The 25,072-nt window shown below is 68.1% G+C and carries 28 protein-coding genes; 15 read left to right on the top strand and 13 right to left on the bottom strand.

Features of this window, described 5'->3' with window-relative positions; genetic code table 11:
* Positions 1–29: 29 nt before the first annotated feature.
* The 3 genes from pdxT to C474_RS11930 all read left to right on the top strand — a co-directional run bounded on the left by pdxT (position 30) and on the right by C474_RS11930 (position 2,435).
* Positions 30–632 (top strand): pyridoxal 5'-phosphate synthase glutaminase subunit PdxT, encoded by a 603-nt coding sequence (gene pdxT / locus C474_RS11940; RefSeq protein WP_008387114.1) that lies wholly within the window; start codon positions 30–32, stop codon positions 630–632.
* 90 nt (positions 633–722) lie between these two features.
* On the top strand, positions 723–1,025 hold the full coding sequence (hisE, locus tag C474_RS11935; RefSeq protein WP_008387112.1) for a phosphoribosyl-ATP diphosphatase: 303 nt from the start codon (positions 723–725) through the stop codon (positions 1,023–1,025).
* A 156-nt stretch (positions 1,026–1,181) separates the two neighbouring features.
* A complete protein-coding gene (locus C474_RS11930; RefSeq protein WP_008387110.1) occupies positions 1,182–2,435 on the top strand; it encodes an MFS transporter in 1,254 nt (417 codons plus the stop codon).
* A gap of 21 nt (positions 2,436–2,456) precedes the next feature.
* Here C474_RS11930 and npdG read toward each other — a convergent pair whose 3' ends face one another.
* The 6 genes from npdG to C474_RS11900 form a co-directional block, all read right to left on the bottom strand.
* Positions 2,457–3,125 carry an NADPH-dependent F420 reductase gene (gene npdG / locus C474_RS11925; RefSeq protein WP_008387109.1) on the bottom strand — a complete coding sequence of 223 codons (669 nt, stop codon included), beginning with the start codon at positions 3,123–3,125 and terminating at the stop codon, positions 2,457–2,459.
* Between the two features lie 81 nt (positions 3,126–3,206).
* Positions 3,207–3,398 carry a DUF7534 family protein gene (locus C474_RS11920; protein ID WP_008387107.1) on the bottom strand — a complete coding sequence of 64 codons (192 nt, stop codon included), beginning with the start codon at positions 3,396–3,398 and terminating at the stop codon, positions 3,207–3,209.
* Complete coding sequence (locus C474_RS11915) at positions 3,395–3,778, bottom strand: hypothetical protein (protein ID WP_008387105.1); 384 nt, start codon at positions 3,776–3,778, stop codon at positions 3,395–3,397. The genes C474_RS11920 and C474_RS11915 overlap by 4 nt, the downstream gene beginning before the upstream one ends.
* A 65-nt stretch (positions 3,779–3,843) precedes the next feature.
* Positions 3,844–4,029 (bottom strand): hypothetical protein, encoded by a 186-nt coding sequence (locus tag C474_RS11910; protein ID WP_008387099.1) that lies wholly within the window; start codon positions 4,027–4,029, stop codon positions 3,844–3,846.
* Between the two features lie 31 nt (positions 4,030–4,060).
* Positions 4,061–4,933, bottom strand: coding sequence for a TIGR01548 family HAD-type hydrolase (locus tag C474_RS11905; protein WP_008387097.1), 873 nt, complete (start codon positions 4,931–4,933; stop codon positions 4,061–4,063).
* Positions 4,934–4,958: 25 nt separating this feature from the next.
* On the bottom strand, positions 4,959–5,432 hold the full coding sequence (locus tag C474_RS11900) for a UPF0146 family protein (RefSeq protein WP_008387096.1): 474 nt from the start codon (positions 5,430–5,432) through the stop codon (positions 4,959–4,961).
* A 39-nt stretch (positions 5,433–5,471) separates the two neighbouring features.
* On the opposite strand from C474_RS11900, the gene C474_RS11895 reads away from it, so the two are divergent.
* The 3 genes from C474_RS11895 to rtcA all read left to right on the top strand — a co-directional run bounded on the left by C474_RS11895 (position 5,472) and on the right by rtcA (position 7,536).
* On the top strand, positions 5,472–5,993 hold the full coding sequence (locus tag C474_RS11895; RefSeq protein WP_008387095.1) for an archaemetzincin family Zn-dependent metalloprotease: 522 nt from the start codon (positions 5,472–5,474) through the stop codon (positions 5,991–5,993).
* A 109-nt stretch (positions 5,994–6,102) separates the two neighbouring features.
* Complete coding sequence (locus tag C474_RS11890) at positions 6,103–6,528, top strand: universal stress protein (protein ID WP_008387094.1); 426 nt, start codon at positions 6,103–6,105, stop codon at positions 6,526–6,528.
* Complete coding sequence (gene rtcA / locus C474_RS11885) at positions 6,529–7,536, top strand: RNA 3'-terminal phosphate cyclase (protein ID WP_008387093.1); 1,008 nt, start codon at positions 6,529–6,531, stop codon at positions 7,534–7,536.
* Positions 7,537–7,578: 42 nt separating this feature from the next.
* Here rtcA and C474_RS11880 read toward each other — a convergent pair whose 3' ends face one another.
* From C474_RS11880 to C474_RS11870, 3 genes are all read right to left on the bottom strand, one after another.
* Positions 7,579–7,800 (bottom strand): hypothetical protein, encoded by a 222-nt coding sequence (locus C474_RS11880; RefSeq protein WP_008387092.1) that lies wholly within the window; start codon positions 7,798–7,800, stop codon positions 7,579–7,581.
* Positions 7,801–7,875: 75 nt separating this feature from the next.
* Positions 7,876–9,708, bottom strand: coding sequence for a ribosome biogenesis/translation initiation ATPase RLI (locus C474_RS11875; RefSeq protein WP_008387091.1), 1,833 nt, complete (start codon positions 9,706–9,708; stop codon positions 7,876–7,878).
* Positions 9,709–9,710: 2 nt separating this feature from the next.
* Positions 9,711–10,037, bottom strand: coding sequence for an EMC6-like membrane protein (locus C474_RS11870; protein WP_008387090.1), 327 nt, complete (start codon positions 10,035–10,037; stop codon positions 9,711–9,713).
* Positions 10,038–10,185: 148 nt separating this feature from the next.
* Here C474_RS11870 and C474_RS11865 point away from each other — a divergent pair, with 148 nt between their 5' ends.
* Positions 10,186–10,482 (top strand): MarR family transcriptional regulator, encoded by a 297-nt coding sequence (locus C474_RS11865; RefSeq protein ID WP_008387089.1) that lies wholly within the window; start codon positions 10,186–10,188, stop codon positions 10,480–10,482.
* 190 nt (positions 10,483–10,672) lie between these two features.
* On the opposite strand, the gene C474_RS11860 is transcribed toward C474_RS11865, so the two are convergent.
* Positions 10,673–12,523, bottom strand: coding sequence for a PINc/VapC family ATPase (locus C474_RS11860; protein ID WP_008387088.1), 1,851 nt, complete (start codon positions 12,521–12,523; stop codon positions 10,673–10,675).
* Positions 12,524–12,750: 227 nt separating this feature from the next.
* On the opposite strand from C474_RS11860, the gene C474_RS11855 reads away from it, so the two are divergent.
* Positions 12,751–13,563, top strand: coding sequence for a manganese catalase family protein (locus tag C474_RS11855; RefSeq protein ID WP_008387087.1), 813 nt, complete (start codon positions 12,751–12,753; stop codon positions 13,561–13,563).
* A 190-nt stretch (positions 13,564–13,753) separates the two neighbouring features.
* Here C474_RS11855 and C474_RS11850 read toward each other — a convergent pair whose 3' ends face one another.
* The gene (locus tag C474_RS11850) at positions 13,754–13,975 is read right to left on the bottom strand and encodes a hypothetical protein (protein ID WP_008387085.1); all 222 of its coding nucleotides are present in this window, start codon (positions 13,973–13,975) and stop codon (positions 13,754–13,756) included.
* A gap of 123 nt (positions 13,976–14,098) precedes the next feature.
* Here C474_RS11850 and C474_RS11845 point away from each other — a divergent pair, with 123 nt between their 5' ends.
* From C474_RS11845 to C474_RS11820, 6 genes are all read left to right on the top strand, one after another.
* Positions 14,099–15,178, top strand: coding sequence for a M20 family metallopeptidase (locus C474_RS11845; RefSeq protein WP_008387083.1), 1,080 nt, complete (start codon positions 14,099–14,101; stop codon positions 15,176–15,178).
* Between the two features lie 64 nt (positions 15,179–15,242).
* Entirely contained in the window at positions 15,243–16,781 is a 1,539-nt protein-coding gene (locus C474_RS11840; RefSeq protein ID WP_008387081.1) for a carboxypeptidase M32, read from the top strand.
* An 84-nt stretch (positions 16,782–16,865) separates the two neighbouring features.
* A complete protein-coding gene (locus C474_RS11835) occupies positions 16,866–18,365 on the top strand; it encodes a carboxypeptidase M32 (RefSeq protein ID WP_008387079.1) in 1,500 nt (499 codons plus the stop codon).
* Positions 18,366–18,523: 158 nt separating this feature from the next.
* On the top strand, positions 18,524–18,709 hold the full coding sequence (locus C474_RS11830; RefSeq protein WP_008387078.1) for an HVO_0416 family zinc finger protein: 186 nt from the start codon (positions 18,524–18,526) through the stop codon (positions 18,707–18,709).
* A 109-nt stretch (positions 18,710–18,818) separates the two neighbouring features.
* A complete protein-coding gene (locus C474_RS11825; protein ID WP_008387076.1) occupies positions 18,819–20,672 on the top strand; it encodes a UvrD-helicase domain-containing protein in 1,854 nt (617 codons plus the stop codon).
* A gap of 25 nt (positions 20,673–20,697) precedes the next feature.
* Positions 20,698–21,876, top strand: coding sequence for a M24 family metallopeptidase (locus tag C474_RS11820; protein ID WP_008387074.1), 1,179 nt, complete (start codon positions 20,698–20,700; stop codon positions 21,874–21,876).
* 34 nt (positions 21,877–21,910) lie between these two features.
* Here the strand turns inward: C474_RS11820 and C474_RS11815 are convergent, their stop codons facing one another.
* Entirely contained in the window at positions 21,911–22,153 is a 243-nt protein-coding gene (locus tag C474_RS11815) for a DUF7533 family protein (protein ID WP_008387073.1), read from the bottom strand.
* A gap of 153 nt (positions 22,154–22,306) precedes the next feature.
* Here C474_RS11815 and C474_RS11810 point away from each other — a divergent pair, with 153 nt between their 5' ends.
* Positions 22,307–24,169, top strand: coding sequence for an SLC13 family permease (locus C474_RS11810; protein ID WP_008387071.1), 1,863 nt, complete (start codon positions 22,307–22,309; stop codon positions 24,167–24,169).
* Position 24,170: 1 nt separating this feature from the next.
* Here C474_RS11810 and C474_RS11805 read toward each other — a convergent pair whose 3' ends face one another.
* On the bottom strand, positions 24,171–24,818 hold the full coding sequence (locus C474_RS11805; RefSeq protein WP_049916955.1) for a DUF502 domain-containing protein: 648 nt from the start codon (positions 24,816–24,818) through the stop codon (positions 24,171–24,173).
* Between the last annotated feature and the right edge of the window lie 254 nt (positions 24,819–25,072).

Here is a 25,072-nt window from a genome sequence, read left to right as displayed (position 1 = left end):
TTTTCACCCCGGCCCACCGACGGGTACGTATGCTACACGCAGGCGTCGTCGCCGTCCAGGGCGACGTGTCCGAACACGCCGAGGCCATCCGCCGCGCCGCAGCCGCCCACGGCGAGGAAGTCGAGGTAGTCGAGATTCGCCAGTCGGGACACGTCCCCGACTGCGACGTGCTGTTGGTCCCCGGCGGCGAGTCGACGGCCATCTCGCGTCTCCTCCGACGGGAGGGAATCGACGAGGAGATACGCGCGCACGCCGCCGCCGGAAAACCCGTGCTGGCGACGTGCGCCGGTCTCATCGTGGCGTCCGTGGACGCGAAGGACGAGCGTGTGGAGACGCTGGATCTGCTCGACGTCACCGTCGACCGCAACGCGTTCGGCCGGCAGGTGGACAGTTTCGAGGCCCCCCTCGACGTCGCCGGGATGGACGAACCGTTCCCGGCGGTGTTCATCCGCGCCCCCCTCATCGACGAGGTGGGCGAGGGCGTCGAGGTGCTGGCCGAGTGGGAGGGGACGCCCGTCGCCGTCCGGCAGGGCCCCGTCGTCGGCACCTCCTTTCACCCCGAGTTGACCACCGACAGCCGACTGCACGACCTGGCGTTCTTCGACCGCGTGGAAGCCGACGCCGCCGACTGAGTCGGACGCGCCGAAGCGCTCGGAAGCCTCCGACCGTCACCCGCGACCGGAACCGGACGTGTTTTTCCGCGTCTCCGCGCACCTGCTAACATGGACGCCGACACGCCCGCCGACGAGGTGCTCGACGAACTGTTCTCGACCATCGAATCGCGGAAGGCGGAGTTGCCCGAGGACTCCTACACGACGGCGCTTTTCACCCACGAGAAGGGCGAGAACTACGTCTTAGAGAAGATAGGCGAGGAGGCGACCGAGGCGATTCTGGCGGCCAAGGACGACGACCGAGAGGAACTGCTGGCCGAGAGCGCGGACCTCGTCTATCACCTCCTCGTCCTGCTGTCGATGAAGGGCGCCTCGCTGGAGGACTTACGAACGGAACTGCGCGATCGGTTCTGAGCGGGACGGGAGCCGCCGTGACTCCCGGCCGGAAACGTCCGTTTGCAAAGCGCAAAGAGCGTGCGCTCACGATAGCGTATCCATCCGAATGAGCGTCCCGCAATCCGCATCCGTCCTCTCTCCCCGAGCGAGGCGCGCCGACGGGGGTTCCACCGCGTGAGCCGTCTGTTCGGCGGCGACGACCCGTCCGTCGAGTTCGTCGCCGGGAGCCTCATCGCCGGCGTCTTCTTCGGCGGCGTCGGCGCCGGCGTCGCCTTCCCGACGCTCCCCACGCTCGGCCCCCTCATCGGCATCTCCCCTTTCATGGTCGGACTCATCCTCTCGACGAACCGGTTCACCAGGCTGGTGATGAACACGCCCGCCGGGCAGGTGCTGGACACGATGGGGACGCGACGACCGATGATAGCCGGCTTTCTCGTCCAGGGGCTGTCGCCGTTCGGCTACGTTCTCGGACTCGACCCCGGACCGATTCCCCTCGACAGCGCCACCGTCTTCCTGCTCGCGCGCGCCTGCTGGGGCGTCGGGTCGGCGTTCGTGTTCGTTGGCGCGTTCAGCACCATCACGCACGTCACGACGGCGGGCAACCGCGGGAAGTGGGTCGGGTACATGCGCGGCGGGCAGAGCCTCGGATTCCCCGCCGGACTCGTCGTCGGCGGCCTCGTCACCGACGCGTTCGGCTACGAGGCCGCGTTCGTCGTCGCCGGTTGTGCGGGCCTGTTCGCCGCCCTCGTCGCCATCTCCGTCCTGCCGGACGTGCACACCGACGTCGGCGCGTCGAGTTCGCTGCGCGACGTCCCGCGACTCGTGCGCTCGGACGTGCGCATCTTCACCGTCGGCGCGGTCAACTTCACCGTGCGCTTCCTGTTCGCCGGCGTCCTCCTCTCGACGGCCGTGCTGTACGCGCAGGCGAACGACATCACCATCGGCGTGCTCTCCGAAACCGGCGTCAGCGGCGTCGTGATGGCCGTCGGCGTCGTCGCCTCCAGCATCACGACGCTCCTCGTCGGCCGGTACTCCGACCGGCTGTCGAACCGCGCGGCGCTGACGCTCCCCGCGCTCGGCGTCCTCGCGGCCGGCTACGCGCTGTTGGCCCTCGTGCCGACGCTCCCCTCGACGCTCGCGGGCGTCGGCCTCATCGGAGTCGGCGTCGGCGGGTCGAACCCGCCGCTGTTGGCCTACCTCGGCGACCTGAGCCCCTCGGACGACGTGGGGAAACTCGGCGGCGTCTACAACGTCTTCGGCGACGCGGGGTCGACGCTCGGTCCCCTCGTGGCCGTCCCGTTGGTCGAGTTCGTCGGCTTCCGCGTCGAGTATCTCGGCTGCGTCGCCCTCGTCGTCGTCGTCGGGATGCTCGTCGCTCGGACGCTGTACGGCGAGGCGGCGACGGCGCCGCGCTCGGAACTGTCGTGAGAATCGGGCGCGGGAGGGGGCTCAGCGGAACTGCACGCCCAGGTCGTGCATCCCCTCGTTGTTCTGCGCGACGTTGATGAGAAGCGGCGTCACCGACTCCACCTCCGCGGCGTTGGCGACGCCGCCGGCGTCGAGGGCGCGGAGGCCGTCGATGTCCTCCGCGAGTCGCGCCACGATGTCCTTGGCGTCGTAGTCGTCGGCGACCAGGAGCGTGTCGATGTCCAACTCGGCGTCGAGGTCCGCGAGGCGACCCGCCGCGAGGTTGTGGAACGCGCCGACCACGGGGACGTTCTCGGGGGCGGCGTCGTCGACCAACTGCGTGACGCTGCCGGCCTTCGGCGGGTGATAGTGGAAACCGTCGTCCTCGCGCTTGATGCCGGCGGCGGGCGTGACGAGGATGTCGTCGTCGTCGAGTCCGTCGGCGACGGCGTCGATGGTGTCGGCGACGTGGTACGGCGGCACCGCGAGGACGACGACGCGGGCGCGGTCGGCCGCCATCTCGTTGGTAAAGCCGTTGACCTTCACCTCGCGGCCGCGACTCGCGAGTTCGGTCTCGTACTCGTCGGCTTTCTCGCGGGCTTTCTCGGGGTCACGCGACCCGATGACGACGTCGTGGTTGGTGTGGTAGGCCCAGCGCAGGGCGAGTCCCTCGCCGATTTCGCCGGTCCCACCGAGGAGTGCGATTCGCATGCTACCGCGTGCGGACGGCGGGTGGTAAAGCGTTGCGTGACCGGGAGCACCTGCCGCGGTCGCCGCCGCGTCCGCGGACGGTCACGCGCCCTCGAACTCCGACCCGTAGGTGAGAAGAAAGGCGACGAGGGGCGCGACGACGAGCGTCCCGAGCAGGACGTACTGTCTGAACCCAGCCGACGCCGGCAGGATGACCCAGAGGCCGAGACCCAGGAAGTCGACGAGTATCATCACGACGAGGAACCGCGAGAGGTGTCGGAGGGTGTCTCTCACTGGGAGACACCTCCGCTACCCCACCGACGGGGGTTCAGACGCGTCGACGCGTAGTCGGCCGCCAACCATCCTCCAGCGAATCCGGCGATCCGACCGACCAGTCCGTCGACGCCGACGGCGGCGAGGCCGAACTGGAGCGCGGACGCGACGAGGAGGAACGCCGCGAACCGGACGCTCATATCGCCCGCCTCGGCCGTCGGCGACTCGGCGAACTCGAACACGCGGAACGCGAGGGCGCCCGCGACGGCGAAGACGACGGCCGCGAGGGCGAACGCGACGAGGCCGGTGGGGTCCGGCGCGAAGAGGAGGGCGACCGTGGTGCCGACGAACGCGCCGAACAGGACGGACCAGACGACTCGTTCGATTCGGATGGCATCCATGTTCGGAACTCGGCGTGCCGGCGACCTAAGCGTGTTCCTCGGCCGACGGGCTTCGGGGGAGTCGTTCACGGAGGGCGACCGCCGGCGTTCCGGCGGCCGAGGAACGTCCGTTTCGTCACTCGATTGGCGACGACGAGTCCGCACGCGAGGACGAGGTTCCCGAGGGGTTTGCCGACACCGACAGAATCGAGCGTCGCGCGGAGGCCGAGAGCGGCGGACCAGACCAGCCGTTCGATTCGGAGGGCGTCCACGGCGCGGAGGGGGAGCGCCGCCGACCTAAACCTATCTGTCGTCCGACAGGAGTTCGGGCAGGTCGTTCACCGAGTCGAGGACGGCAGACGCACCGACCGACTCGAACTTCTCGCGGCCCGCCTCGCCCGTCAGACCGCCGGTGAGGACGCCGATTCCCCGATAGGTTCGGGAGGGGTCCGCGTCGGCCGCGTTGACGGCCGTCCGCACGTCGTCGAGGGTGTCGCCGACGAAGGCGACGGAGTCGGCGTTCAGACGCTCCGCGAGCGTCGTGAGCGCGCGGGGGTGGGGTTTCCCCTCCTCCCAGTCGTCCATCGTGAACCGGTGGTCCTCGGGGACGGCGAGGTGCGCCCGCGAGAGGGCGATGTCCGCCTCGGCGGCGGGGCGACCCGTGAGGACGCCGACGCGGTGGCGGGAGGTGAGGTAATCCAGCGTCTCTCCGGTCACTAAGACGGGTTCGTCGTGGATGTAGCCCGGCGCCTCGAACGGCGGGTCCCCGCCCTCCAGTTCCCGGAACAGGTCGGCGCCGAGGTAGAGCGCCTGGAAGACGGCGCGGAGACCCTCGGGGTCCCACGCCTCGCGAACGGCGTCGTGGTTCTGAGGTTCGAGGTGGGCTTCGGCGACGGCTTCGGCCGCCGAGAGGCCGCCGCCGCGTTCGTGGATGCGGTCGGTGAACTCGGCGATGTCGAGCGGTTCGCGGTCGTCCGCGAGGACGTACAGCGCGGCGGCGTACGTCAGTTCCCAGTCGTTGTTGAAGCCGCCGGCGTCCTTGAAGCGCTGAATCGCCGAGCGGTCGACGGTTCGGTCGTACAGGCGCGCGACGGACTCTAGGACGGCGCGCCGGTAGGAGTCGGCCACGTCGACGAGGACGCCGTCCACGTCGAGGACGACTGCGTCTGCGTGCATACCGGGAGACGGCGGCACGGCACCGTTAGCGTTGTCCTTCGGAGCGACGGCTCCGAGGGCCGCGACGCTCGTCCGGACCGTCCGACTCGCCCGTCTCCTCGACGACGTACAGCGTCTCCGCTCCGCCGGCCAGCGTCTCCGTCTCGCAGGGGACCGTCGGGGAGTCGAACCCGAGCGTCGTGAAGAGGAAGTCAGCGCCGACGGCGGCGGCCACGTCGCGGGCGGGACGGTGGAGTTCTTCGGGGAGGTTCAGCGCGTAGACGGCGTCGACGCGGTAGGCATCGCCCGGGTCGGCGCGTTCGCTCGCGGCCACCACGTCGTCCTCGACGAAGCGGAGGTTCGGCGGGACGTCGACGGCGCGCACGTCCGTGACCGTCACGTCCCGCCCGGCGCGTCGGAGGGCGAGTGCGACGGCCGGACGTCGACCCACGCCGACCTCTGTCAGCGCCTTGTAACGTCCGAGACGCGAAGCGAGAGCCGCCGTAATTTCGGATTCCACGGCGGGATATTTATGGCACCGCCCCGCTTAACAACTTTCATGCTTGTCGACATCGTGCCCATCGGGGACCTTCCCGCGCAGGTCAAGCGCGAGGCATCTGCGGCCCTCCGCGGCGTCTACGACTGCGACGTCACGGTTCACAACGAGCAGTCGATCCCCGAAGGTGCGTTCGACCGCGGGCGCAACCAGTACCGTGCCGAGCAGTTCATCGAGCTCGCGAGTCGAGTCGGCAGCGGCGAGAAGAACATCGGCATCACCGCCCAAGACCTCTACTACCGGCGGCGGAACTACGTCTTCGGCCTCGCCTACCTCAACGGCAACGGCTCCGTCATCTCGACGTACCGCCTCCAGACCTCTTCTGACGGCGGAATTACGACCAAACCCCAATCGGAGGTGTTCGCCGACCGCGTCCGCAAGGAGGTCGTCCACGAAATCGGTCACACGCTCGGATTAGAGCACTGCGATAACTCCAAATGCGTCATGTCCTTCTCACCCACGGTCCGCGAGGTGGACGTCAAAGAGGAGAACCTCTGCGGCACCTGCAGTCGGTTGGTCCACTGAGGACTCCCGACCCACAGACGCGACGTCGCCGGGTCGAATCCCTCCGGGCCCGTCCGAACGTCACAGCTACAGCTAACCGCGTCCGCGGCGTAGTAAGGGCGGTGAAAAAATGCACTACCTCGTCGCAGTCGACGGATCCGAACCGAGCGACGGAGCACTCGACCACGCGCTGATGCTCTCGGCGGCCCTAGACGCGTCGCTTACGGTTGCCTACGCCGTCGAACCGAACGCCGTCGAACCGAACGCCGACGGCGACGACAGCCTCTACACGGAGGACCCGGACGACGCCGAGGCGCGCGGCGAACGAATCGTTGCCGACGCGACCGGACGCGCCGCCGAGAACGGCGTCGACGCCGAGGCGGTCCTGCTGTACGGCGACGCCGTCGAGACCATTACGGCGTACGCGGCCGAGAACGGTGTCGACGGCATCGTCGTCGGTCACCGCGGCCTCTCCGACCGCGTCGAGGGGATGGTCGGGAGCGTCGCCAAGCGCCTCGTCGCGAACGCCGCCGTCCCGGTGACCGTGGTCCGCTAGATGCTCGAACTCGACGGAGGCGCGGGCGGCGGCCAGCAGGTCAGGACCGCCCTCTCCTTAGCCGCCATCGAAGGGCGGCCGATACGCGTCGAGAACGTCCGCGCCGAGCGACCGGACCCCGGGCTGAAAGCCCAGCACGTCGCCGCCGTCGAGGCCGTGGCGGCGGCGACGGAGGCCACCGTCGAAGACGTCGAGGTGGGCGGCGACGCGTTCACGTTCGAACCGACCGCCGCCCCCGGCGGCGAGTTCGCCGTCGACGTGGGGACGGCCGGGAGCGCGACGCTCGTCTGCGACGCCCTTCTCCCCCTCGCCGTCGCCCTCCGGGAACCGCTGACCGCGAGGGTCACCGGCGGCACCGACGTGAAATGGTCGCCGATGGTCGACTACCTCCGGCACGCGAAGATACCCCTGCTGCGGGCCGTCGGCGTCGACGCCGACCTGGCGGTCGAACGGCGCGGCTTCTACCCCGCCGGCGGCGGGACGCTCTCGCTGACCGTCCGGCCGTCCTCGCTCTCAGAACTGCGCCTCCGAGAACGCGGCCCGGTGCGGGGACTCTCCGCCCGCGCCGTCGCCGCCGACTCCCTCGAATCCGCGTCGGTCGCCGAGCGGATGGCCGCGGCCGCCGACGACCGGACCGCGGTGCCGACGGCGACGGCGGCGACGTACACGGAGACGGCGTCGCCGGGGGCGGTCCTCACTCTCGTCGCCGACTGCGGCGACTCGCGGGCGGGGTACGGCGTCCTCGGAGAGCGGGGCGTCCCCGCCGAATCGGTGGCCGAGGAAGCAGTCGAGGCGTTCCGCGAGTGGCGGGCGACGGGCGCGGCGGTTGACGAACACCTCGGCGACCAACTGCTTCCGTGGGTCGCCCTCGCCGGCGGCGCGGTGCGGATGCCGCGCGTCACCGACCACGTGCGGACGAACGCCGCGGTGATACGGGCGTTCGGCTACGAACTCGACGTAGAAGAGGCGGACGGGGGCGCGGTGGCGTCCGCACCGCTGGAGCGGTAGTCACCTCGGAAAACTGGGGGTCAGCGGACGCCGACGAACCGTTTACGCCTTCGAGCCGCGGCCGCCGAACACCTTGAGCAGGACCTGCGCGACGGTGCCGAGCTTCGTCGACCGACTCGACACGAGGGCGACGCCGACGAGGAGGAGCGCCCGCTTGGGTTTCTTTTTGAGGAGCGCGAACGCCGCCTGAACGAGCGGGAGGATGACGCCGAGCTGACGCGACTTCTTCGAACCGAGAAACTGCTTCAGTACCTGCTGTTTCATGTACGCATATCGAGCGTCGACACCGTTAACGTTTGAGGCCGAATCGACGAAAGGGGAAGAACTCCGAGCGGGTCGTCACTCCGTGGAGTAGTAGTACTCGCCCGAGCGCTTCTGCTTGCTGTCGAGTTGCGACCCCGGCTTGTTGATGCGGGGGCGCTGGGTCCGCTCGTCGCGGCGGAACGTGATGTCGAGGTCCGAGAGAAAGTCGTTCATCCCGGCGCGCATCTCCTGCGGCGTCCCGGCGTGGCCGTGGACGGACGGTTCGCCGTCGAAGACCATCAGGCGGTCCGCCAGGAGGTCGATCATGTAGATGTCGTGGTCGATGACCATCACCGTCGCGTCGTGGTTCTCGGCGTAGCGGCGGATGGCCGTCGTCGCCTGCACTCGCTGTTCCACGTCGAGGTGGGCCGACGGTTCGTCCAGCACGAACAGGTCGGCGTCCTCGGAGAGGCAGGCCGCGATGGCGACGCGCTGACGCTCCCCGCCCGAGAGGTCGTCGAGGTTGCGCTCCATGATGCGGCCGAGTTGGAGCGGGTTCGCCACCTCGGTCTTCCAGTAGGAGGTGCCGAAGTCCTCGGTGATAGAGGAGAGGAACGCGTCGACGCGCATCGGCTGGTCGATATCGATGTACTGCGGCTTGTAGGCGATGTCGAGGCGGTAGTCGAGTTCGCCCTCGTCGGGTTCGAGCGACCCCGCGAACATCTGCGCCAGCGTCGATTTCCCGATGCCGTTCGGGCCGACGATGCCGAGCACCTCCGAGTGGTAGATGGTACCGCCCTCGACGTCGAGGGAGAACTCCCCGTCGCCGTAGGACTTCGAGAGATCCGGATAGTCGACGAGGGGGTCGCTCTTGGTCGTCTCGCGCGGCGCGTGCTGGTGGAACTGTATCTCGTCGGGGCGGATGCGCATGTTCTCGTTCGAGAGGTAGCCCTTCAGATACTCGTTGATGCCGTTCCGGACCGACTTGGGGTCCGTGATGACACCGTAGGCGCCGGGTTCGCCGTAGGCGATGTGGAGCGTGTCGGCCAGCAGATCCAGTATCGCCAGGTCGTGTTCGACGGCGAGGACGGCCTTGTCCTCCTCCTCGGCGAGTTCGCGGATGAGTCGGGCCGCGGTGACGCGCTGACCAATGTCGAGATACGGCGTTATCTCGTCGAGGAAGTAGAAATCGCGGTCGCGGGCCAGCGTCGCCGCGAGGGCGACGCGCTGGAGTTCCCCACCGGAGAGGGTGTCGAGCGGTTGGTCGACGACGGGGGCGATGCCGAGACGCTCGACGTACTCGTCGAGTTTCCCGCGTTCGTCCGTCGCCTCCAGCAGTTCGCTCGTGACGCCGTCGAACTGCTTGGGAATCTGGTCGACGTACTGGGGTTTGCGCGCGATGGAGACCTTCTCCTCGCGGACGCGTTCGATGTAGTTCTGCAGTTCAGTGCCTCGATATCGTTCGAGGACGGCCTCCCACGTCGCCTCCTCGTCGTAGGTGCCGAGGTTGGGAACCATCTCGCCCGCCAGCGCTCGGACGGCCGTCGTCTTCCCGATGCCGTTCGGACCGAGGATACCCGTCACCGCGCCCGACTCGGGCACGGGGAGACCGTAGAGGGCGAAGGCGTTCTCGCCGTAGCGGTGGACCGGGTCCTCCTGTAGCTCGGTGGGGAGGTTGATTATCTCGATGGCGTCGAACGGGCATTTCTCGACGCAGATGCCGCAGGTCTCGCCGAGGCAGACTTCCTCGGAGATGCGTATCTGGTCTGGGCCGCCGTCGTACGGTTCGTCGTCCTCGTAGTACTCCCCGCGCGTGACGATGCACTCTTTGCCCGTCCGGTTCGGCGGGCAGTAGTTGGCGCACTCGTAGCTGCAGCGGTCGGGTTGACACCGGTCGAGGTCGACGACCGCGATGCTGTCTTCCGCCATGATTACAGTGCCGCTCCGGAGGTCAGCAGGATGCCGAACGCGATGAACCACAGCGTGAACGTCATGAAGGCGACGTAGAGGTAGTCCTTCGCGCCGAACTCCGAGACGTCGACGCCGACGACCTTCAGGACGGGAAACTGCGCGAGGACGGCCGCCCCCAGCACGGCCAGCGCCTGCTGGTTCGTCGCCGCCTCGGACACGGGGACCGACCCCAGTCCGACGAGCGTGCCCGACGCGAGCGCGGCCGCGACGCCGGCGAGGCAGGCGAGCGTGGTGACCGTGACCCCCCGCATGTGACCCGAGAGGCCCGTTTGCGTTTCCGTTGCCATGGGTACGACTCCGATACCCGACGTCAAAAGGCGTTCGTTCCCGCACGCGGGGGACGACCCGACGCGGCGCGAAACGTAGCGAAGTTGAACCGTTCTCCCGTAACAGTCCACGAAGGTTTATGGCGTTTGCACGTTTCGATTCGTAACGATGGCTGAGGCAGAACAAGAACAGGAGAGTCTCGACGACCTCCCCCCGAGTGCGAAGTTAGTTTTCAAAGTACTCGAATACAACGGCCCGCTCACGCAGAAGGGAATCGTCCAGGAGTCGATGCTGTCGGCTCGGACGGTTCGCTACGCGCTGGAACGGCTGGAGGGGATCGGCGTCGTCGACGAGGACGTCTACTTCGCGGACGCGCGGCAGAATCTCTATCAGCTCACCGATGCGGCCCCGAAGCGGCCCTCGGAGGGCGACGCCGACGAGGCGGAAGCCTGCTGCGCGGAATAACCCCGTCGTAACGTCTCCGTCTCCACAGGTGGAGCGCACCGATGCACGACCACTCCGCGACGACGTGGAAAACTAATCTTCTTCCTTTCCGCGCGGCGAGCGACGGCGTTCGAGGCGGCGGGCAAGCGGAAGCTGACGACCGGCGGGCGGCGGCGGACGGACGAGAATAGAAGAGACGGCGACCGGCGGCCTACGCCGGGTGGACCGTGATTTTCTGTTTCCGGTCGATGGCCTGTTCGAGTTCGTCGGCGATGGCGCTGCCCCGGGAAACTTGGATGTCGCCGCCGCGGCTGACCGTCGCGGTGAAGAGGTAGTCGCCGTCGGCGCGTACTTCTACGGTCTCGCCGACGTGGTCGTCCATCCGGACGACGACGTGCCGGGAGGTCACCTCGGGCGTGACGACGTCGCCCTCCTCGCCGCCGGACCCGCCGGACCCGCCGGACGCCGACGACTGGGCCGGGTTGTCCTCGTGGGTCCGAACGTCGATGTCGATGCCGAGGCGGTCCTCGATGTCGGAGATTCTCCCGCCGCCCTTGCCGATGACGTAGGAGATGTCGTCCTCGTCGACGTAGACGGTCGCTTTCTCCTGTCCCTGCAGTTCCACTTCGACGTGGCCGCGCGCGATGGAGCGAATCTCGCGCTCTATCTCCTGTCGCGCGAGGCGGCTCACGCCCGTCTCGTCGCGTCCCTCCGCCTCGTCGCCGATGGGGACGGTGACGACCTGGCGGTTGAACGTGTATATCTCGTAGGCGGGCGCGTCCGTCTCGAAGTCGGTGACCTGGATGACGGGGCGGGCGAGGTCCTCGGCGGTGAGGCCCTCGGGCACCTTCACCTGCGTCTGCACGTCGTAGACGGTGTCGACGCGGCCGTCCTCGATGTAGACGACGGTGTCGACCACCTGCGGAATCATGCCGAGTTCGACGCGGCCGACGAGTCGCTGGAGGGCGTCGATGGCGCGCGTCGCGTGGACGACGCCGACCATGCCGACGCCGGCGAGGCGCATGTCCGCGAACACCTCGAAGTCGTCGGTCTTGCGCACCTCGTCGTAGATGGTGTAGTCGGGGCGGACGAGAAGCAGAGAGTCCGCCGTCTTCGACATCTGGCCGTCGAGCGCGGTGTACTGGGTTATCTCGGGGCCGACCTGCAGGTCGCGCGGTTTCTCCATCGTCTTCACCGCGTAGTCGCTGTCGTTGAGGAACTCGGCGACGGCCTGCGCGAACGTCGACTTCCCGGCGCCGGGCGCCCCCGAGATGAGGACGCCGCGCTGGCGTTCCGAGAGGCGGTCGCGGAGTTCGTCGGCGAACTCGTACTCGTCGAGTTCGGTCTTGACGATGGGCCGGACGGCGGTTATCTCGATGCCGTCGGCGAACGGCGGGCGGGCGAGGGCGATTCGGTAGTCGCGGAACTGGACGATGCTCATGCCCGGTTCGGAGAGTTCGACGAAGCCGTCGGGACTCGCGCGGGCGGAGTTCTCGATGTCGTCGGCCCACGCCTTCATCGTCTCCTCGTCGGACACCTCCTCGCCGATGGTCTGGTAGTGCATCTCGCCGATGGCGCCGCGTTTCGCCTTCGGTTTCGTGCCGGTCTTGAGGTGGACGGACATCGTCTCGTCGTCGAAGAACTCCTCGATGACGAGGCCGCCGGACCCGCGGGTGCGCGCCTCGACGAACTCCACCTCGATGCCCTTCGCGCGGGCGACTTCGGCCTGCACCTGGTCGCTCGTCAGGAGCGTCGCCCCGTGCTCCTCGGCGATGTCACGGATGACGGCGTCGATGTCGCCCTCGTGCGCGCCGGTGGCCTCGCTCGGTTTCGTCCGCCGACCGACGTACTCGACGGTCACCGACCCCTCGTCGGCGAGTTCGGTGAGGCGTTGGAGTTCGGAGAGCCCCTCCCAGCCCGTGTCGTAGCCGCTGTTCGCCTGCGATTCGAGTTCGCCGACGACGGCTTCGGGCACGCACACCGTCTCCACGTCGCCGCCCGACTCGACTCGCTCGGACACGCGACCGTCGATGACCGCGCTCGTGTCCGGCACTAGCTTCATGGCCCCGGCTTGGCGTGCGAGACTGATAAAAGACCGTATCACGGCGGACCGATGGACCTCGTCTCCGGTAAACATGATATCTCAGTGAGGCGTATCGGAACGCGGGAATTACATCGGAACGAGAATTTGCTTTTCATCTCTATGGGACTCGTTTTCTACATCGAGACAGAACTTGTCTGTCGGCAAAAAATTATTTTAGTACACTACGCGACGAGGATATTGTAACGATGTTCTACCACGAAAACGGCCTGCAGTACGAGGTCGAAGTCGAGGAACCGAACCCGCAGTTCGCGAAGATGCTCCAGCAAGCTATCGGCGGTGCGGAGGGTGAGATGCGCGTCGCCCTGCAGTACATGTTCCAGTCCTTCGCCGTGCCGAGCGAGATGAGCGAGTACAAGACGCTCCTCATGGAGACGGCCGTCGAGGAACTGGGCCACATCGAGATGCTGGCGACGGCGGTGGCGAAGAACCTCGAAGGCGCCTCCCCCGAGGCGCGCGAGGCGGCCCGCGAGGACGCCGTCATCGACGAGATGATGCGCAGCGGCCAGCCCCGGCAGGCGCTCTCGGCCGGCATGCACGCAATGCCCGTCGACAGCAACGGCGTGCCGTTCACCGGCAACTACGTCGTCGCCAGCGGCAACCTCGCCGCCGACATGTACGCCAACGTGATGGCCGAGTCCACCGGCCGCACGCTGGCGACGCGCCTCTACGAGTTCACCGACGACCCCGGCATGGAGGACATGCTGGAGTACCTCATCGCCCGCGACACGATGCACCAGAACCAGTGGCACTCGGTGCTCGACTCCTTCGACGACCACCTCCCCGTCCCCGCGAGCTTCCCGCAGGAAAAGGAGAACCAAGACTACAACTACACGTTCATGTCCACGATGCGCGAGGAGCGCGAGGACCCCGGACAGCCGTGGACGACCGGCCCCTCGCACGACGGCAAGTCGGAGTACTCCTACACGTCCGAGCAGCCCGACGGCGGCCCGCCGAGCGTCGAGAAGGTCATCGACGAGATGTACAACGAAGTGAACTGAGCGGACGGACGCCGCGCCCGTCGGTCGTGCCGCTCTCGGATGAGTGACCCGGACCGGAACCGGTCCGGTTCGGAGTTCTCGCGGAGAGGAGCGTCGGGAGCGACGCGTCATAATGACTGCTCTCGTCCCTTACCGGTGATCGAGGGGACCGAGAGTCGCGATTACCGGTAAATAGTGAGAGCCGTCATTATCAGTCTTCGCGGTCGTCGGGGTTCTCGTGTTCCGCTTCCTCCCACTCCTCTTCGTCGACGTCGGCCTCGCTCTCGCCGTCGGAGTCCGAGTCCGAATCCGAATCTGAATCCGAGTCCCCGTCGCCGACGGCCTCGGTCTGTTCGACGGCGTCGACGTCGCCCTCGCCGCCGCCGTACTGTTCCTGCCGTTCCTCCTCGGCGTCGGTGTCGTCGTCCGTCATACGGTCGGTCGTAGCGTCGGGCGACGGAAGGGTCCTCCGGCCGTACGCCCCAGTTTCTTTCCCGCTCCCTGGCGACGTTACCGGGGTACCGAGACTTATGCCGACCGGGGAGTATCTCCGTCCATGCGAGAACTGAGTGCGCTCACGCGAACGCTCGTCTCGACGCCGAGCCACGAGGACGAGTCGGCCTGCGGCGACGTCATCGAGTCGTGGCTCCGCGAGGAGACGGACGCCGCGGTGACGCGGGACGGACACGGCAACGTCCTCGCCCGCAAAGGCGAGGGGACGTCGCTGGCGCTGGTCGGTCACCACGACGTGGTGCCGCCGGACGACTCGCAGGTAGCGGACGGCGAGTACGTCATCGAAGAACGGGACGGCCGCCTGTACGGCCGCGGGGCGGCGGACATGAAGGGCGCCGTCGCGGCGTCGATGCTCGCCTTCCGCGACGCCGACCCGGCGGGCGAACTCGTCTTCGCCTCGTTCGTCGGCGAGGAGGTGGGCGGCGAGGGCGCCCGCGGCGCCATCGATGACGGCTTCGCGCCCGACTACGCCATCGTCGGCGAGGGGTCGACGAACTACTCGGACGCGGACGTGACCGACGTGGTCGTCGCGCACAAGGGACGGCGCGCCTCCACGGTGGTGGCCCGCGGCACCGCTTCGCACGCGAGCGAACCAGAGGCCGGCGAGAACGCCGTCTATCGGGCCTGCGACGCCGTCGACGTGATCCGCGACCTCGACGCGCCGGAGGCGGAGGTGTTCGGCGAGACGTTGGCGGGAAGCGTCGTCGTCACCGAGGTTGAGGGCGGGTCGGCGTGGAACGTCGTTCCCGAGCGCTGCGAGGTGACCGTGGACGAACGGACCGTCCCCGGCGAGTACGCGGACCTCGAACGCGTCGAGGCGGTCGAGGGCGTCGAGTGGGTGCTCGAACAGGACCTCCCGCCGATGGGCTGTGACGACGAGGCGTTCGCCGAGGCGGTGCTCGACGCCGCCGCGCGGGCGCAGGAGAACGACCCGAAACTGGTGACGAAGCCGCACGCCACGGACGCCGGGTGGTTAGCGGGGGCAGGGGCGACGTGCGTCGTCTGCGGCGCGTCGGAACCGGGTGAGGCGCACACGAAAACCGAGAGCGTCTCGCTTTCGGTGTTGGAACGGTGCTACGACACCTACCTCGACGCGGCCGAGTCGTGGCCCGAGACGGAGTAACGCCCGCGGCGAGGGCACCTCCGCATACACATAGTTCATAACGCAGGAGGTGTTTCGATTCGATATGGCCACCGACGCCGCAGGGGCCGACGCCGAGTCGGCGCCAGAAGCCTACACGGAACTCCTCGAAACGTACAAGCGGGTCTCGAACGTGCAGAATTCGGCCGGACTGCTCTCGTGGGACCAGCAGGTGATGATGCCCGAGGGCGGCAACCCCGCGCGCTCCCAGCAGTTGTCGACGCTCTCCTCGCTAGCCCACGAACTGCTCACCGACGACGAGGTGGGCGAGCGACTCGACGAACTCGAAGACGCCGACCTGACCGACGAACGGGCGGCCGTCGTCCGCGAGATTCGGCGCAAGTACGACCGCGCCGTGAGCGTCCCCTCGGAGTTGGTCGAGGAGATATCGACCGCCTCCTCGGAGGCCCTGCCCGCGTGGGAGGAGGCGAAGGCCGAGGACGACTTCTCGACGTTCGCGCCGCACCTCGAGAAACACATCGAACTCAAGCGAGAGTACGCCGAGCACATCGACCCCGAGAAGGATCCCTACGAGGTGCTGTTCGAGGACTTCGAGCCGTGCCTCCCCCTCGAACAGGCCGAGTCCATCCTCGAAGAACTCCGCGACACGCTGGTCCCCATGATAGAGCGGATACGCGAGTCGGGCGACGACATCGCCACCGGCGCGTTCACGAAGGAGGGCGAGTACCCCGAAGCGGCCCAGGAGGAACTGTGCCGCGACGTGCTCTCGACGCTCGGCTACCCGTGGGAGCGCGGCCGCCTCGATACCTCCTCGCACCCCTTCTCCTCGGGGACGATGTTCGACGCCCGCGTGACGACGCGCTTCGACGAATCCGACCCCCTCGGGTCGCTGCTCTCGACGGTTCACGAGTTCGGGCACGCGACGTACAACCTCGGCCTGCCGGACGAACACTACGCGACGCCGCTGGGCGAGTCGCGCGACCTGTCGGTCCACGAGTCCCAATCGCGCCTCTGGGAGAACCACGTCGGCCGCTCGAAGGCGTTCTGGAACGTCCTGCTCCCCGCGTTCAAAGAGCAGTTCCCGAAGGCCGAGGACGTGACACTGGAGGAGGCGTACGAGGCCGCAAACCAGGTGTACGAGGACAACCTCATCCGCGTCGAGGCGGACGAGTTGACCTACCACCTGCACATCATCGTCCGCTTCGAGATAGAACGGGCCCTCATCGCGGGCGACATCGACGTGGAGGAGGTGCCGGAAGTGTGGAACGATAAGTACGAGGAGTATCTCGGCGTCCGCCCCGAGACGGACTCCGAAGGCTGTCTGCAGGACATCCACTGGAGCCACGGCAACTTCGGCTACTTCCCGACGTACTCGCTCGGGTCGGTCATGGCCGCGCAGTTGTACGACGCCGCCGAGGCCGACATCGACGACCTGGAGGGCCGCATCGAGGAGGGCGACTTCGAACCGCTGCACGAGTGGCTGACCGAGAACGTCCACCGGCACGGCGCGCGCTACGAGACGAACGACCTCGTGGCGCAGGCGACGGGCGAGGACTTCACCGCCGACGCGTTCACCGACTACGTCACCGAGAAGTACGGCGACCTGTACGGCATCGACGCGTAGACGGCGCGAGCGACCCCCGACGACCGATTTTTCGCCGACTGCCGGCAGACGGAGTTTGATAGGAGTCCGAGGCGACCCGTGGGTATGTCAACGACCGACGCGGCCGGCGGCGACGCCTACGACGCCCTCCTCGACCGCTACCGCCGGGTCTCGAACGTCCGCCACGCCGACGGGATACTGATGTGGGACCAGCAGACGAAGATGCCCGCCGGCGGAACGCCCGCCCGCGCCGAACAGCGGTCGACGCTCTCCTCGCTGGAACACGACCTGCTGACCGACGGCGAACTGGGCCGACTGCTGGAGGCGGTGGACGAGGGCGGACTGGACGACGCCGAACGCGCCGCCGTCGCGGAGATTCGACGCCAACACGAACGCGCCGACCGCGTGCCCGACGAACTGGTCGCCGATATCGCCCGTATCGAGTCGAGCGCTCACGAGACGTGGGTCGAGGCGAAGGCCGACGACGACTTCGACGCCCTCGCGCCCACCCTGGAACGAATCGTCGACCGCTACCGCGAACGCGCCGACCACCTCGACTCGGGAAAGCACCCGTTCGAGGCGATATACGGGGACTCGGAGCCGTTCCTCCCCATCTCGACCGTCGAGGAGATATTCGAGGACCTGAAGGCGACGCTCGTGCCCCTCGTCGAGGAGATACGCGCCGCCGGCGAACTGCCGACGCCGTTCGACGGAACGTACGACGAGAGGTCGCAGTTAGCGCTCTCGGAGGACGCGCTGGACCGCGTTGGCTACGACTGGACCCGCGGCCGTCTCGACACCGCCGCGCACCCGTTCACCTTCGGCAACCAGTTCGACTGCCGGGTGACGACGCGCTTCGACGAGTCCGACCCCCTCGCCGGCCTCACCTCCACGGTCCACGAGTTCGGGCACGCGACGTATAACCTCGGATTGCCGCGGGAGCGGTACGGGACGCCGCTGGGGGAGTCGGGCAGCCACGGCGTCCACGAGTCCCAATCGCGCTTCTTCGAGAACCACGTCGGCCGGTCGAAGCCGTTCTGGGAGGGGTTCGTCGACACCGCGAACGACCGACTCGGGTCGGGCGCGAGTGCGGAGGCGGCGTACGCCGCGGTCAACCGCGTGAAACCGGACAACCGCATCCGCGTCGAGGCGGACGAGTTGACCTATCACCTGCACATCCTCGTCCGCTTCGAGACGGAGAAGGCCCTCCTCGGCGGCGACATCGAGGTGTCGGAGGTGCCCGCGATGTGGAACGACAAGATGGAGGAGTATCTCGGCGTGCGACCCGAGACGGACTCCGAAGGCTGTCTGCAGGATATCCACTGGACGGCGGGCTACCTCGCCGCCTTCCAGAACTACACCGTCGGAAGCGTCCTCGCCGCGCAGTTGGACGCGGCGATGCGCGAGGAACTGGACGACGTCGACGCCCTGATTCGGGACGGCGAGTTCGGCCCGGTGCACGAGTGGTTGAGCGAGAACGTTCACCGGCACGGCCGGCGGTACCCGACGGACGAACTCGTCGCGGAGGCGACGGGCGAACCGCTGTCGGCCGACGCGTTTCGCGAGTACGCGACGGCGAAGTTCGAATCGCTGTACGGGCTCTGAGCCCGCCGAGAGAGCCCGGTGAATCGACCGACGCGACGAGAAGAATTCGCGGGTTCGACCCGAAGCGGCGCCCTTTCCGCCGCCTCTGGTATCGATTGCTCCCGAGCCGTGAGAGCCGGCAACAAGACTAAGTGGTGGTAACTCGTAGCACACCATGTATGGCCTCAGCACCCGACTCCAACGAGGCGCTGTTCGACCAGTTCTTAGACGACCGCGGTCACGACGTATCCGAACGAGAGGACTGGGAGACATCTTATAACAAGAAGCAGTGTCCGGACTGCGGTGCACTTCACGACGAGGCGGCGGTAGACTGTACCGTCTGCGGGTGGGATCCGCGCGCCTGACGGGCCCCCGCTCGACCTCCGCGAATCGCCTTCTGACGCGTTTTTTCGACGGTAAGAGCGGTCCCGGAAAGCAGGCAGTTTATGAGGGACTAGGGCGTGAACGGGTACAATGAGCGACTCCGACGCGACAGTCACCCGTCTGTTCGGGGGTCCGGGAAGCGGGAAGACGACGGCGCTTCTCGACCGAGTCGAGGAGATTCTCGAAGACGACGACGTGACGATTCGGGACATCCTCGTCGTCTCCTACACCCGCGCCGCCGCCGCGGAGATTCGAGAACGCCTCGCGGAGCGACTCGACGTCTCCCCGCGGGCGCTACAGGGGAACGTCGCCACGATGCACGCGAAGGCGTACGAACTGCTCGACCTCTCGCGCAACGACGTGGTCGGCGAGAAGGACAAAGAGGAGTTCTGCGAGAACTTCGGCGTCGAGTTCGAAGACGAGTACGGTGGCGCCGGCCGCCGCACCGCCCGGTCGACGACGATAGGCAACAAGATAATCGCCACCAGCCAGTGGCTCCAGCGCACCCGCCGCGACGTCTCCGAGTGGTACGACGTGCCGTTCAACTGGGACGTCGAGGAGGTCCGCCTCCCGCCGGAGGTGGACCCCAACGCGCAGGAGGGCAACAAGTACACGCCGACGTGGCCCTCCGACGACGACCGCATCGACGTGCCGAGCGTCATCCGCGGGTGGCGCAAGTACAAGGGCGACAACGGCCTCGTCGGCTTCGCCGACATGCTCGAACGGGTGAAGCAGCGCTCGCTCGTTCCGAACGTCGACTACCTCGTCATCGACGAGTTCCAGGACATCACGACGCTGCAGTACGACGTCTACCAGGAGTGGCTCCCGCACCTGAGGGGCGTCCTCATCGCCGGCGACGACGACCAGGTCGTCTACGCGTGGCAGGGCGCGGACCCGAACCTCCTCTTGGACACCGAACGCGACGAGGACGTGGTGCTGCCGAACTCCTATCGGCTCCCCTCGAAGATTCTGGACGTGGTGAACCAGGAGATTCGCCACATCGAGAAGCGACAGGAGAAGGACCTCCACCCGCGCAAGGAGGGCGGCGTCGTCGAGGGCATCGCGTCGCCGTCGATGCTGGACCTCGCGCGGAACGTGCGCTACACGATAGAGCAGGACGACGACGAGAGCATCATGGTGCTGTTCCGGGCGCGCTACCAGATGTTCCAGTTCATCGACGAGTTCCTGCCGCTCGGCGTCCCGTTCTCCGTTCTCACGGACCAGCGGATGTGGACCGACCGCCTCACCCAGTACGTCGAGGCCATCGAGAAACTCGACCGTGAGGAGAACATCACCGGGTTGGAGGCGCGGCGCCTGGCCGACATGCTGCAGGACTCCGCCTTCGGGTCGAACGAGCGCGACGACCTGTTCGACTACATCGACGACCTACAGGACCTCGAGGGCGTCGAGGACCTGACGGACCTCGAAGTGACGCCGGAGACCATCGAGGACCACGCCCCGTTCGTCCCCGACGGCGCCGCCGCCGGCGACATGGTCCGCAAGGTCACCTCCTTCCAGCGCAAGTCCGTCGAGGCGTACTTCGAGGGCGAGTACAAGGGGATGGACCCCAACCGCGTCCGCGTCGGCACCATCCACTCCGCGAAGGGCCGCGAGGCCGATCACGTGTTCGTCTCCACCGACCTCACCGAGAAGGTGGTCGAGCAGATGGCCGCCTCCGTCGACGACGAGGAGGTGGCGGGCGTCGAGGAGTTCACCTCCACGACCGACCCCGTCCCCATCCTCACCGACAACGAACGCCGCGTGTTCTACGTCGGGATGTCGCGCGCCCGCGAACGCCTCGTCATCCTGGAGAACCTCGTCAAGGGGGCGCCGACGCTCCCGGTGAGCGTCCTCCTGCACAACGAGGTGCGCGACACGCCGCTCGAGGAACTGCTCGAAGACGCGCAGACCGGCGACGCGCCGGCGCCCGAACCGGACCCGTAGCGCCGATGGCCGAGACGGAGACGCGATGACCGGCGCCGCCGACGCCGGCCCCGACCCGCTTCCCGCCCCGTCGACGGACGCCGCGTTCCTCGAGGAGGCGCTGTCGGCGGCGGACGCCGCCGCGTTCGTCGCCGTCGGCGACCGGTTCGACGACGACCTGCGCTATCTGACCCGCTTTTCGGGGCCGGACCGCGACTACGCGTTCGTCCGCGCGGCGGGCGAGTCGGTCCTCTGCGCGCCGACCCTGTTCGCAGAGCAGGCCGGCCGGGAGTTCGACGGGACGGTGCGGACCGAGAGCCAGTCTGACCCCGCCGGCGTCCGCGCGGCGGCCGCGCTGTCCGCGTCGGGCGTCGACGGCGGGACGGTGCTCGTCCCGCGGCGGATTCCGCACGACGCCGCGGTCCACCTCGAACGCGCGGGCTACGACCTCGAATCGACGGCGGCCGTCGCCGACGCTCGGCGCACGAAGACCGAGGGGGAACTCGACTGCCTCCGCCGCGTCCAACGCGCCGCCGTCCGCGGGATGGCCCGCGCAGAGGAGATTCTGGCCGCGGCCGAACCCGACGGCGACGAACTCGTCTGGGAGGGGGGGCCGCTGTCGACCGAACGCCTCCGAAGACGAGTGAACGCCGAGTTCGCCGCCTACGGCGTCCGCGATGCGGGCAACACCGTCGTCGGCGCGGGACCGACCGCCGCCGACTTACACTACACCGGCACCGCCGTCCTACGGCCGGGTGAGACGGTTCTGTTGGACCTCTCGCCGCGCGGCCCGCACGGCTACTACGGCGACCTCTCGCGCACCTACGTCGTCGACAGCGACGGCGGCTGGGAGCGCCGCGCCTACGTCGCCGTCGAGGCGGCGTTGGCGGCCGCGCTGGACGAGATAGAACCCGGCGCGCGGGCCAACGACGTGCACCGGGAGGCGGCCGCCGAACTCACCGCCCACGGCTTCGACCCGAACGCCGAGGAGGGCGCGGCCGGGTTCACGCACGGCACCGGCCACGGCGTCGGCGTCTCCCTCCACGAGGCGCCGTCGCTTCGCGAGGCGGTCGAGTTGGAGGAGGGGATGGCGTTCACCGTCGAACCGGGCGTCTACGACCCAGAGCAGGGCGGCGTTCGGTTGGAGGAGTTGGTCGCCGTCACGAGCGAGGGCTACGAGATTCTCCACGAGTACCCGCGGTCGTTCGCGCCGACGGCGGAGTAACGGGCGCTGAACGCCGAACCGTTCGGCCTCCGTCTCACTCCTCGTCGTCGGGCGTCTTCACGGCTTTTCCGACGACCGATTCGGCCACCTTCGAGGGGATGTCGCCGGGCGTCGTCACCATGCGCGGGAGGACGACCATCAGCACCGCGACGGCGAGGAGGCCGCCGCCGAGCAGTCGCTGCCCGTCGAGGAACGTATTCAGCCCGAAGATACCGAGCGGAACCGCGAACACCAGCGTCGCCGCGAGCTGAATCGTTCCGATGATTCCCAGTCGCATCGTCCGAGCATGGCCGGCCGAGGGAAAAAGCGTCTCGGTGTGTCGGACGGGTCCGCACCGGGCGACGGAGAGCGGACCCGAGGGGAAGAAAGGGGCAGAACCGGACGCCGGCGCGGCGACACGGCTAACTCGGCGGACCGAGAGGACCGACACATGATACTGACGGCGCCTTCGGTCAGTCTCCTCGGTACGACCCTTCCCCTCGGCGTCCTCGTCGTCTTCGCCGTCGTTCTCGGGACCGTCACCCTGTTCGTCACCGAAGCGGTGCCGCCCGACGTGACGGCAATCGCCGTCATCGTCGTCCTCGTCGCCCTCGAACCGTACACGGGCGTGTCGGCGACGGAGGGGCTGTCGGGCTTTTCGAGTTCCGCGACGGTGACCATCATGGCGATGTACATCCTGAGCGACGGCATCCAGCGCACGGGCGTCGTGCGCCGCCTCGGCGTCGAAGTCGCCCACCTGACGCGTGGGAGCGAGAACCGACTCCTCGCCGCCGTCATCGGCCTCACCGGCCCCATCGCGGGTATCGTCAACAACACGCCGGTCGTCGCCGTCTTCGTCCCGATGGTGACCGACTTAGCGAACGAGGCGGGCGTCTCCCCTTCGAAACTGCTCATCCCTCTCTCCTACGCGTCGATGCTCGCGGGAACGCTCACGCTGTTCGGCACCGCGACGAACCTCGTCGCCTCGGGGCTCTCGGAGGAACTCCTCGGGCGGCCGTTCGGCGTCTTCGAGTTGACGCCGCTGGGTGTCGTCGTCTTCCTCGTCGGTGCGGCGTACCTGCTCACCGTCGGGAAGTGGCTGTTGCCCGCCCGCGTCCCGCCGGGGTCGCGCACCGAGCGATACGAGGTGCAGTCGTACCTCGCGCGCGTCCTCGTCACCTCGCGGTCGCCGCTGGTGGACGAGTTCGCGCAGGCGGTCGCCGAGGACGCCCACCGGGACTTAGGGCTGGACGTGCTGGACGTGGTACGGGGTGAGGAGCACTTCGTCGCCGCCGACTCCGACCGCGAGTTGGAGTCGCGGGACATCCTCACCGTCCGGGGCGACCCCGCGACCATCCAGCGGTTCGTCGAGTTCGCTTCCCTGCGCCGACTGCCGCGGGCCGCCGTCACGGACGCCGAACTCGACAACCCCGAGCGCAGCACGTTGGTCGAACTCGTCGTCCCCTCGGAGTCGGGACTGGTGGGCGAAACGGTCGAGAGCGCGCGCCTCCGTGAGCGGTACGACGCCACCGCCCTCGCCGTTCGGCGGGCCGGCGGCGAACTCGTCCGCGACGGAATCGGTGCGACGGAACTGCGCGGCGGCGATGCCCTCCTGATGCGGACGACCGAACGGGCCGCGGAGTTCCTCACGGAGAACGACGACTTCGTCGTGACGAACGAGGCGTTCGACGACGTGATGGCGCGGGCGCGCGAGGGTGGCGTGACCCGGACCGCCGTCGCCGCGTTCGTCGTCCTGTTCGGCGTCATCGCCCTCGCCGCGTTCGACGTGCTCCCCATCGCCATCGCCGCCCTCGCGGGTGTCGTCGCGATAGTCGTTTCGGGCGTCCTCTCGCCGAACGAGGCGTACGACGCGGTGAACTGGAACGTCGTCTTCCTCCTCGCCGGCGTCGTCCCCCTCGGCGTCGCCCTCCGGGAGACGGGCGCGGTGGCACTCGTCGCCGACTCGTTCGTCGTCGCGACGGCCGGCCTCCCGCCCGTCGTCGTCCTCGCCCTGTTCTACCTGCTGACGGGCGCGTTCGCCAACGTCATCACGCCCGTCGCGAGCGTCATCCTCTTTCTCCCCGTCGCCGTCTCGACGGCCGCCGACGTCGGCGCCGACCCGTTCTCGTTCGCCCTCGCGGTGACGTTCGCGGCGTCGACGGCGTTCATGACGCCCGTCGGCTACCAGACGAACCTCATGGTGTACGGCCCCGGCGGCTACCGCTTCTCCGATTACGTTCGCGTCGGCGCGCCCCTGCAACTGCTGCTCGCCGTCGTCACGTCCGTCGGCATCGCGGCGTACTGGGGTCTCTGAGTCACCTGACGACCCCTTCGGGCAACTCCTCCACGTCGTCGACGCCGAGGCCCGTCGTGACGACGAGACGGAGGCCGCGCCGGACGGACATGTCCACCTCGAACACCTCGTCGGGCGCCGCCATCACCAGCGTCCCCGCCGTCGGGTTTGGGCTGTGCGGGACGAACACCGTGAGCAGTTCCTCGGAGTCGGTCGCCGTCTCGGCCGAACGGGGACCGTCGTTCGTCACGAAGCCGATGGCGTACAGGCCCTCGCGGGGGTACTCCACGAGGACGACGTGGTCGAACCCGTCGCTCTGTCTGGACAGCGACTCCGAGACCTGTCGAACGCCGAAGTAGACGGTCCGGACGAGGGGGATGAGGCCGACGCCGCGTTCGAACCCCCCGAACAGGCGGCGGCCGAGTTCGCGGGAGGCGACGTGGCCGACGACGGTGAGCGAGACGGCGAGCAGAACCGCCGCCAGCAGTTGCGCGAGCAGTATCTCGTCGCCGGTGACGTTCGTCAACCCCGCCGTGTTCACGATGGGGTTGAGGATGATGGCCGTGAGGCGGTCGAACACGAAATCGAGGATGAACACTGTCACCGCCAGCGGTGCGACGAGGAACAGTCCCGCGATGAAACTGGTCCGAAACCTGGAGAGGAGCGTCATCGTGAGCGGGTTGGCGAGCGACCACAAAAGCGTATCCCGGCCGGAGAGTGCCCCGACCCGGAAAGTCGCGAACGCGCCGGTCGACCGCGGGCCGACCAAACTCGTGATGCTTTTCACGCGCGGAACGCGACGGAGGAGTATGTTCACCGGAATCGTGGAGTGCACGGGCGCCGTCGTCGACGCGACGGACGACGAGGGCGGCCGACGCCTCCGCATCGCCCCCGACGCGACGTTCGAGCTGTCTCTTATACACA

It is taken from the genome of Halogeometricum pallidum JCM 14848 (assembly GCF_000337095.1).
Taxonomy (GTDB): domain Archaea; phylum Halobacteriota; class Halobacteria; order Halobacteriales; family Haloferacaceae; genus Halogeometricum; species Halogeometricum pallidum.
This window is presented reverse-complemented; position numbering and strand designations above follow the sequence as displayed.

Excerpts from the sequence above, each read along its gene's own strand:
- pdxT (WP_008387114.1), top strand. The coding sequence starts at position 30 with ATGCTACACGCAGGCGTCGTCGCCGTCCAGGGCGACGTGTCCGAACAC.
- hisE (WP_008387112.1), top strand. The coding sequence starts at position 723 with ATGGACGCCGACACGCCCGCCGACGAGGTGCTCGACGAACTGTTCTCG.
- npdG (WP_008387109.1), bottom strand. The coding sequence starts at position 3,125 with ATGCGAATCGCACTCCTCGGTGGGACCGGCGAAATCGGCGAGGGACTC.
- C474_RS11915 (WP_008387105.1), bottom strand. The coding sequence starts at position 3,778 with ATGGATGCCATCCGAATCGAACGAGTCGTCTGGTCCGTCCTGTTCGGC.
- C474_RS11905 (WP_008387097.1), bottom strand. The coding sequence starts at position 4,933 with ATGCACGCAGACGCAGTCGTCCTCGACGTGGACGGCGTCCTCGTCGAC.
- C474_RS11895 (WP_008387095.1), top strand. The coding sequence starts at position 5,472 with ATGCTTGTCGACATCGTGCCCATCGGGGACCTTCCCGCGCAGGTCAAG.
- C474_RS11890 (WP_008387094.1), top strand. The coding sequence starts at position 6,103 with ATGCACTACCTCGTCGCAGTCGACGGATCCGAACCGAGCGACGGAGCA.
- rtcA (WP_008387093.1), top strand. The coding sequence starts at position 6,529 with ATGCTCGAACTCGACGGAGGCGCGGGCGGCGGCCAGCAGGTCAGGACC.
- C474_RS11880 (WP_008387092.1), bottom strand. The coding sequence starts at position 7,800 with ATGAAACAGCAGGTACTGAAGCAGTTTCTCGGTTCGAAGAAGTCGCGT.
- C474_RS11875 (WP_008387091.1), bottom strand. The coding sequence starts at position 9,708 with ATGGCGGAAGACAGCATCGCGGTCGTCGACCTCGACCGGTGTCAACCC.
- C474_RS11870 (WP_008387090.1), bottom strand. The coding sequence starts at position 10,037 with ATGGCAACGGAAACGCAAACGGGCCTCTCGGGTCACATGCGGGGGGTC.
- C474_RS11865 (WP_008387089.1), top strand. The coding sequence starts at position 10,186 with ATGGCTGAGGCAGAACAAGAACAGGAGAGTCTCGACGACCTCCCCCCG.
- C474_RS11860 (WP_008387088.1), bottom strand. The coding sequence starts at position 12,523 with ATGAAGCTAGTGCCGGACACGAGCGCGGTCATCGACGGTCGCGTGTCC.
- C474_RS11855 (WP_008387087.1), top strand. The coding sequence starts at position 12,751 with ATGTTCTACCACGAAAACGGCCTGCAGTACGAGGTCGAAGTCGAGGAA.
- C474_RS11850 (WP_008387085.1), bottom strand. The coding sequence starts at position 13,975 with ATGACGGACGACGACACCGACGCCGAGGAGGAACGGCAGGAACAGTAC.
- C474_RS11845 (WP_008387083.1), top strand. The coding sequence starts at position 14,099 with ATGCGAGAACTGAGTGCGCTCACGCGAACGCTCGTCTCGACGCCGAGC.
- C474_RS11840 (WP_008387081.1), top strand. The coding sequence starts at position 15,243 with ATGGCCACCGACGCCGCAGGGGCCGACGCCGAGTCGGCGCCAGAAGCC.
- C474_RS11835 (WP_008387079.1), top strand. The coding sequence starts at position 16,866 with ATGTCAACGACCGACGCGGCCGGCGGCGACGCCTACGACGCCCTCCTC.
- C474_RS11830 (WP_008387078.1), top strand. The coding sequence starts at position 18,524 with ATGGCCTCAGCACCCGACTCCAACGAGGCGCTGTTCGACCAGTTCTTA.
- C474_RS11825 (WP_008387076.1), top strand. The coding sequence starts at position 18,819 with ATGAGCGACTCCGACGCGACAGTCACCCGTCTGTTCGGGGGTCCGGGA.
- C474_RS11820 (WP_008387074.1), top strand. The coding sequence starts at position 20,698 with ATGACCGGCGCCGCCGACGCCGGCCCCGACCCGCTTCCCGCCCCGTCG.
- C474_RS11815 (WP_008387073.1), bottom strand. The coding sequence starts at position 22,153 with ATGCGACTGGGAATCATCGGAACGATTCAGCTCGCGGCGACGCTGGTG.
- C474_RS11810 (WP_008387071.1), top strand. The coding sequence starts at position 22,307 with ATGATACTGACGGCGCCTTCGGTCAGTCTCCTCGGTACGACCCTTCCC.
- C474_RS11805 (WP_049916955.1), bottom strand. The coding sequence starts at position 24,818 with ATGACGCTCCTCTCCAGGTTTCGGACCAGTTTCATCGCGGGACTGTTC.